Genomic DNA, 7,970 nt, shown 5'->3' on the forward strand with positions numbered 1-7,970 from the left:
ACGGAACGGGCATGAAGGGTCATGGCAGGCCACCTTTGACGGGGATTTCCCCCCTTCAACCCGCTCGCGCCGCTAAAATTCCCGCAATTTGCCGGATGCACCATTTAGGCGGTGACGACCCGCCGGAAGTGGTTGGTGAAGGCCATCGACGCGCCGCTGAGGAACAGCTCGATGGCGCTGATGGTCTGGTGCTCGCCGTTGACGCTGACGCGCGGCAGGGCCGTCAGGTGACTGTGATGTTCGGGATGGAGCGTGCCGTGGCGGGTGGTCACGGCCGTCGTGAAACCGACACGGCGGGCGATCTCGAACTCGCGCGGGCCGGCTTCGCGGGAGCCGCCGAAGGGGTAGGCGAAATGCTTGACCGGCCGCCCGACCCGTTCCGCGAGGATGGCGCGGCTGCCCGCCATCTCCCGCGCCACCTCCTCCTCCGACAGGCAGCTGAGCGCCGGGTGCGTCAGGGTGTGGGCGCCGATTTCCACCAGCCCGCTGCGCACCATGTCGCCGAGCATGTCCCAGCTCATCATCAGCTGGTCGCAGTAGCCACGCAGGTCGATGCCGTTGAGCCGCTCCAATTCCATCAGGCGCTCGATCCGGGCCTCGGCACCGGCGCCGCGGAACTGGTCCGACAGGAACCGGAAGGTCTGGGCCTTCGCGTGCAGGGTCGAGACGTCCACCTGCCGGGTTCCGCCGTCGCCGGGCATGACGAGCTGGTCGCGCTGCCGCAGCAGCTCCTCCATGGCGTCCCACCACGGGTAGGCGGTGCGGTCCAGAAAGCCGGTGGTGACGTTGAGCGTCATCGGCACGCCGTGCTGCCGGCAAAGGCGCCAGGCGTTTTCGTAATTGTCCAGGTAGCCGTCGTCGAAGGACAGGGTGACCATCTTGCGGGGCGACGCCTTGCCGGCGATGTGGTCGGCAAGATCGTCCATGGTCACGATGGCGAAGCCTTCGCGGCGGAGATAGCGGATCAATTCATCAAAGAATTCAGGCGTGATCGCAAGGAACTCGTTGGGCGAAAAGCCGCTCCGCCGCGCGGCGACCCGGTGAAAGGCCAGGATGGATCCCAGGCCGGAATAGGACGAATTCAAAATCTTGTGCAGGCGCATCAGGCTCATGCTGCGGATGGCCAGCCTGTAGAAATGATGTTTGATGTGCATGGTCGTATGTCCCACTCTCGGTTTGGTGGCGGGATGATGAGCCCAGGGGCGCGTTCGGGCCCGGCCGCGAACGCCTTCCGGCGGCGATGCGCCGACGTTGCTCCGTTCAAGAGCGTGGAGCAACCATTAAGTTGATTTATTCGGTTGGATTTTAAAACGCTGGATCTCGGGTGGAAAGCGGGCTTTGGGAAGTATGCAGCCAGGTTTAACCCGAGCGGCTCTTTTAAAATAGGTGGTTCAGCCACCGGGAATTCCGCTGTCCTGGCCGGGAAGCCGCAGCGCCACGGTGGTAACGCTTCCCATCAGCGAGGCGTTGGAGGTGGAAAATCAGGCTGCAAGTCATGCTCCCCATCATGAATCATCATCCATTCTGATGATGTTTTGAAGCCTGAAGACGCATAATTCCCGCCCTCATCATCCCTTGTAATGATCGCCCCGTCGAAGTGGTAAAAGACGGAGTGCGGGCTGGATGTCCATTCCGGCATGCGGTGAACATGCATGATAATCCTTTAAGTCGATAGAATACCATTTTCTAATTCTATTATTGTAGGGGTCGGCGCGGTACAGTCTGCCGCATCGGCCTTGGTTCGCAGTTTTCGAAGGTTCACTCACCGGTGGAAGGTGCGAATGGATAGGCAATAACGGCGTCGTCCGCTGTAGCCATGGCGAACACAGGCGCCGGTTCATATAAAACGACTGACGCCAGCGAGCGTATCGGATCACGTTTACATTGTGAAATCATAAGGTATCCGAGCGAAAACCCATCCTCATGCTTCACGACCGGCCTTGCGAGTCAAGGTGCGGAACGGGGGCGCGTATGTGGATGCTCGGGGGGCGCTCGGCTTCGGAACTTAGGGAAGAGATGGAAATGACCGTGGGAGGCAGAGGTCATGCACAATGAATGTGACATCCGAGGCGGCGATGCCGCCGGGGATGTGCTTGCGCAACGTCTGTCTATTTCGGCTTCTCGCTCGGTGACCGGCGGTTCGTCTCAGCTCGCCGGGCACGCGACGCGCTTTCAGCTTCTTGGCGTGAACGGCCTCCTGAAGAGGGCGCTGGACATTGTCCTGTCGCTGGGGCTGATCCTGGCGAGTCTGCCGCTTATGGTGATCGTTGCCCTGTGCATCCCGCTGGACGGCGGCCCGGCCGTCTACCGGCACACGCGCCTCGGGCGGGACCGGCGGCCCTTCGGCTGCCTGAAGTTCCGCACCATGGTGATGAACGGGGACGAGGTCCTGCGCCGTCACCTGGAAGCCAATCCGGAGGCTGCCGAGGAATGGGCCCAGACGCAGAAGCTGAAGGACGATCCGCGCGTCACCCGGATCGGCCGCTTCCTGCGGGCCACCAGCCTCGACGAGCTGCCGCAGTTCTTCAACGTCCTGCGCGGGGACATGACCCTGGTGGGGCCTCGCCCCGTCACGGAATCCGAACTCGCGCGATACGGCGTCCACGCCGCCGACTATCTGAGGGTGCGCCCCGGCATCACCGGCCTGTGGCAGGTCAGTGGCCGCTCCACGCTCAGCTATGAAGAGCGGGTCCGCCTCGACGTCGAGTACGTCAGGAACTGGTCTCTTTTCCAGGATATCAAAATAATCTTCATGACGGCCTACGTCGTGTTCGGCCGGCATGGGGCAGTTTAGGCAATAAGACGTAACATCGCCAAGGAAGAATCGGGGGTGATTAATGTCGGATTATTCGTTTGCCAGCCAGAAGTCTGAGGGCGGGGCCTCGGAATCCGGGCTGCAACGCGAGGATTGGCGGCCCGGCGCTTCGGGCATCGCGCCCGTCAGCGTCCTGATGTCCACCTACCAGAAGGAATCGGCCAGCAATCTCCGGGCTTCCCTGGAAAGCGTGTTTTCGCAGACCCTCCGCCCCGCGCAGATGGTCCTGGTCGTCGACGGCGCGGTCGGCGACGACCAGATGGCGGTCATCGACGAGTACCGGGACGACCCGCGGATCCCCGTGGTGACGATCCTGGAACTCGACCGGCAGCACGGGCTCGCCGGGGCCTTGAGCGCCGGCACCGAACAGTGCACCCAGCCCTACGTCATGCGGATGGACAGCGACGACCTGTGCGTGCCGCACCGGCTGGAGATGCAGTGGCGCTACATCCAGGTGAATCCGGACGTCGATCTGGTCGGCACCTGGTGCCACGAGTTCCGCACCGACCACAACGAGTGCGAGTTCGTGAAGACCGCCCCGGCCAGCCACGAGGAGGTGGTCCGGGCGCTGCGGTGGCGCAACGTGCTGTGCCACCCCACGATCCTGGTGCGGCGCGACCGGCTGGTCGCGGTCGGCGGCTACCGGACGGACTACGCGTATCTGGAAGACTACGACCTGTATGTGCGGCTGGCGAACGCCGGCGCACGGTTCCACGTCATTCCGGAACCGCTGGTCAAGGTGCGGGCGACGCTGCAGCAGCGCAAGCGCCGCGGCGGCCTGTCCTACGTGGCCGGCGAGCTGCGCTTCCGCACCTTCTGCTTGCGGTCGGGCTTCATCGGCATCAGCGACTATCTGGCGTCGATCTCCGCCTACACGGCGTTCCGGCTCATGCCCGCGTCGGTCAAGGACGCCTTGTACCGCATGGTGCGCGAGCCGCAGAAGCAGGCCGCTCCGGCCGGGCAGGGCCTGATGCCGCAGCGGCTCGGCATGAAGGAGAATTGATCATCGGGCCATCGGATATCCCGGCCGGATATCCCCTGCCGGACATCCCGCGCCGGGCGGGTCCGCCGATGCGATGGCGGCCCGTCCGGCGCGGTTCCCGACGCGACGCACCGATGAACGGCGGCCGGGCCTATGGCCCTGCCGGGACGGTCGCCCGAACGGACGCCCGTCCTTTGCGTTTGCGGGACTTCGGGGGAGATGATTCCGAAGATCCACTCACAACCCGTCGTCACACGGAATCGCTGTTCCCCTTCCGAAAGAGGCTTTCGGAGTCGCGGCTCGGTTGTGGTCAATTTCCTTACAGTGGCTTTGTGCACTTTCTTTGCTCATCAACGCATAGATCGTTCAACGGGTGGCAAATATGGCGGATTTGATCAAAGGACGGCTGATGCATCGCATCCCCATTGCCCGTCGGCCCGAACCGATGGCGGAGCTGGCCGGCATGCGCAAACTCTTCAACTTCCTTCGCCGGCGCGTGGTCGTCATTGGTCTTTCGGGCGTCGCCTTTGCCGTACTCGGGGGCGTGGCGGCCAACGTGATCGCGCCGCGCTACACGGCGGAGGCGCTGCTGGAGGTCGACCTGCAGCTGAGCAACGCGCTGCGGCTGGAAACCCAGACCAGCAGCGGGATGCCGGATATCGCGGCGGTGCGCAGCGAGGTGGACAAGATGTCCTCCCCGGCGGTGCTGGGCCAGGCCGTCGACCAGCTTCACCTGCTGGACGATCCGGAGTTCAAGCTCGGCCTGCTGCGCATCCCGGAGCCGGTCAAGGCCTACGTCCAGGAGGCCGTCGGCTCCGTGAAGGACGCGCTGGGCCTGCCCCGGACGTCGGCCGGCGAACCGGTCCTGCCCGAGGACGCCCGGCGCGCCGAGATCATCCACGCGATGGAAAAGCGCCTGACCGTGGAGAACGACGGCCGCTCCTACACCATCCGCGCCAAGTTTGCGGCCTCCAGCCCGGAGAAGGCGACGGAGATCCTGGCGGTCATCGTCAACGCCTATCTGGAGCTGCAGTCCAAGCAGTTCTTCGAGCACAGCAAGCAGATCAGCGAATACCTGGAGAACCGGCTCAACGCGCTGGCCGATCAGGTCCGCAAGACGGACGCGGCGGTCCAGCAGTACCGGTCGGAGCACAACCTGTTCGAGTCGAACGGGACGTCCATCGACATGCAGAAGTTGACGGAGCTGAACCGCCAGCTCGTCACGGTCGGGGCCGATCGCGCCCGCGCCGAGGCGCGCCTGCAGAGCGCCCGCGCCGCCCAGGGCAGCCTGGGGTCCGGCCGCGGCAACGACGCCCTGGACGACCCGCAGCTGAACGCGCTGCGCACCTATCAGGCCCAGCTGGAGCAGAACCTCGCCCGGCTGCGGCAGACCTTGCAGGACCGGCACCCGGCCGTGATGCAGGCCCAGGCGGAACTGAACGCCATCCGGCCGAAGATCGCGGCGGAGACCGGCCGCATCATCTCCGCCCTGGAGCGCGAGGCCGAAGTCCAGCGCGGCAACGAGGCCCGAATCCGGGCGAGCGTGCAGCAGCTTGAGCAGACGGTCGCCAAGCAGTCGGCCTCTTCGGTGGAGCTGAACCGGCTGATGCACGAGGCCCAGGCCGCGCGCGAGATCTACGACCGCTCCCTGGAGCAGTTCAACCGGTCGAGCGAGCAGCAGCGCTTCCGCCGCAACAACACGCGGGTGATGTCCGCCGCCAACGCCGGCGCCCTGCCGACCTTCCCCAACCTGCCGGTCCTGCTGGCGGTCGGCGCGGCCATCGGCATGGTCATCGGCATCGTGCTGGCCCTGGTCCTGGACGAGCTGGACAGCACCTTCCAGACCAGCCGTCAGGTCCGCGAGGCGATCGGCCACCGCATGCTGGGCGTCCTGCCGAAGCTGCCCTGGTACAACCGCCGCCGCGCCCGCGACGAGATCGTCCGCGAGCCGCGCTCCTTCTTCGCCGAAAGCCACCGGACCATCCGCGCGGCGCTGATGCGCGGCCACGGGTCGGGTCCGCCGCTCCAGGTCATCGGCGTCACCTCCTCGACGGCGGGGGAGGGCAAGACGACCTTCTCCATCTCGCTGTCGCGCATCCTCGCCCAGTCCGGCCAGAAGGTGATCCTGATCGACGCGGACCTGCGCCGGCCGGCGGTCAAGGCGGCGCTCGGCCAGAACGCCCCGGCGACCCTGCAGGACGTGCTGCTCGGCAAGGCCGACCTCGGCCAGGCCATCAACGTGGACGAGGCGACCGGCGCCCACTACATCGTGGCGGGCTCCGAAGGCGGGGATCCGCAGCGGCTGCTGATGTCGCGGGAATTCGCGAACGTCGTCGGCGACCTGACCGCCCATTATGAGCTGATCATCGTCGACACGCCGCCGGTCATGGCCGTCTCCGACAGCATGCTGCTCAGCTCCATCGTCGACGGCTTCGTGTTCCTGGTCCGCTGGGCCTCGACCCCGCGCGACATGGCGGCGGAAGCCTTGCAGATGCTGACGGCGCGTGGCGCGCGGATCGAGGGCGTGGTCATGACCCAGGTCGGGCTGAAGCGCTACTCCAAGTCCGGCAACTACGATCAGGCCCATTACCACGCCCGCCACAAATACTATCTGGGCGGCCGCTGAGACGGGCAAGCTGAGACGGGCGAGGGGCCGGAGCATGAGCCGGAATTCGATGAAATCGGGCGGGTCGCCGCTGCTGACGTGGCTTGAACTGGGCTTCGTCGTGCTCGCCCTGATGATGCTGTGGGACATGCACCTGCCCATCGGGGGGCAGGTCGCGAAGGACAAGCTTCTGGAAAGCGGCGCCGACTACGACCGGGGTGGCGACCTGCTCAAGCAGGTCAGCTTCCTCGGCTGCTACCTGACGGGCGGCCTTCTGCTGTTCGTCAGGACGCCGGCGCGGCGCATGTTGGAGATGACCGGGCCGTGGTTCTGGCTCTTCCTCCTGCTGGTCGTCGCCTCGGCGGGCTGGTCTTACGATCCGATGCTGACCGTCCGGCGCAGTATCGCGCTGAGCGGGACGGTCATCTTCGGCTTCTACCTGGCGTTGCGCTTCACGCCGCGCCAGCTGATGACCCTGATGTACGTCGCCTGCGCCTTCGGGATGTGGGGCTCGGCGCTGACCGCGATCCTGATCCCCAGCGTGGGCCTGGACGTGGACCGGAACTGGATGGGCGTGTTCGCCCAGAAGAATTCGCTGGGGCACGTGTCGGCCTTTTCGATCACGCTGTCGCTCGCCCTGTTCAGCCAGTTCCGCGCCGCGTCCTTCGGGCTGCGGACGATGATCGCGGCGAACCTGGCCATGGCCTTCGTCTGCCTGTTCATGGCCGGGTCGGCCACGGCCATCGTGCTGGTCCTGTTCGGCTTGCTGGCCTACGCGCTGGTGCTGCTGATGCGGCGCCAGCCGAGCCTGCGCGTGATGACGGTGCTGGCCTCGATCGTCGTGGTCTTCGGCGGCGCCCTGTTCGCCATGCTCAACCTGGAGCTGGTCACCCAGCTGCTCGGCCGCGATGCGACGCTGACGGGCCGGACCACGGTCTGGGCCTTCTGCGTGGAGATGATCGCGAAAAGCCCGCTGGTCGGCTACGGTTACGGCGTGTTCTGGGAAGGGTGGGAATCGCCGGGGGCCGCCTTCTGGCTGTCGTCGGGGCAGTACATCATCCATTCCCACAACGGGATGCTGCAGCTGCTGCTCGACCTCGGCGGCGTGGGCTTCCTGCTCATCATGCTGACGCTGATCCGCACCTTCCGCCTCGGCGCGGTCTGTTTCTCCGCCGGCGAGAGTCGGGTGCCGACGTGGCTTTACGTTTACCTCGCCATGTATCTCGTCCTGACGATCACCGAGAATTACTTCATCCAGGCGAACACGATCTTCCTGACCTTCTACGCGGCCATTGCGACGCAGTTCCAGGTCGCCGCCTGGACGCTGCGGGGGCGGCGCACGTCGAGGCGCTACATCATCGGCCTTCCGGAGCGGATGGTCGTCCAGGCCTGAACGGTACCGTCGAAAATCCTTTCCACAGGGACGCGAAGCCGGAGAACGCCAGGAGCGTTCTCCGGCTTCGTCGTTGTGGGGACATAGACGTAAAAGTCCCCTCTCCCATCCCCGATGGGAGAGGGAGGGGCCCGCGCCGAAGGCGTGGGGGGGTGGGGGCAAGGTCCGCCCGAGA

The 7,970-nt window shown here is 65.5% G+C and carries 5 protein-coding genes; 4 read left to right on the plus strand and 1 reads right to left on the minus strand.

Annotated elements, in window-relative coordinates; all coding sequences use genetic code 11:
- Window positions 1–104 precede the first annotated feature (104 nt).
- Window positions 105–1,154 (minus strand): polysaccharide deacetylase family protein, encoded by a 1,050-nt coding sequence (locus ACSVC7_RS32325; RefSeq protein ID WP_448208695.1) that lies wholly within the window; start codon window positions 1,152–1,154, stop codon window positions 105–107.
- A 974-nt stretch (window positions 1,155–2,128) separates the two neighbouring features.
- Here ACSVC7_RS32325 and ACSVC7_RS32330 point away from each other — a divergent pair.
- The 4 genes from ACSVC7_RS32330 (at window position 2,129) to ACSVC7_RS32345 (ending at window position 7,795) form a co-directional block, all read left to right on the plus strand.
- Entirely contained in the window at window positions 2,129–2,794 is a 666-nt protein-coding gene (locus tag ACSVC7_RS32330) for a sugar transferase (RefSeq protein WP_448208694.1), read from the plus strand.
- A 43-nt stretch (window positions 2,795–2,837) separates the two neighbouring features.
- Complete coding sequence (locus ACSVC7_RS32335) at window positions 2,838–3,818, plus strand: glycosyltransferase (RefSeq protein ID WP_448208693.1); 981 nt, start codon at window positions 2,838–2,840, stop codon at window positions 3,816–3,818.
- A gap of 361 nt (window positions 3,819–4,179) precedes the next feature.
- On the plus strand, window positions 4,180–6,423 hold the full coding sequence (locus tag ACSVC7_RS32340) for a GumC family protein (RefSeq protein ID WP_448208692.1): 2,244 nt from the start codon (window positions 4,180–4,182) through the stop codon (window positions 6,421–6,423).
- 34 nt (window positions 6,424–6,457) lie between these two features.
- Window positions 6,458–7,795: an O-antigen ligase family protein gene (locus ACSVC7_RS32345; RefSeq protein WP_448208691.1), complete on the plus strand. Its 1,338-nt coding sequence runs from the start codon at window positions 6,458–6,460 to the stop codon at window positions 7,793–7,795.
- Window positions 7,796–7,970 lie beyond the last annotated feature (175 nt).

It is taken from the genome of Azospirillum mesophilum, from assembly GCF_053470405.2.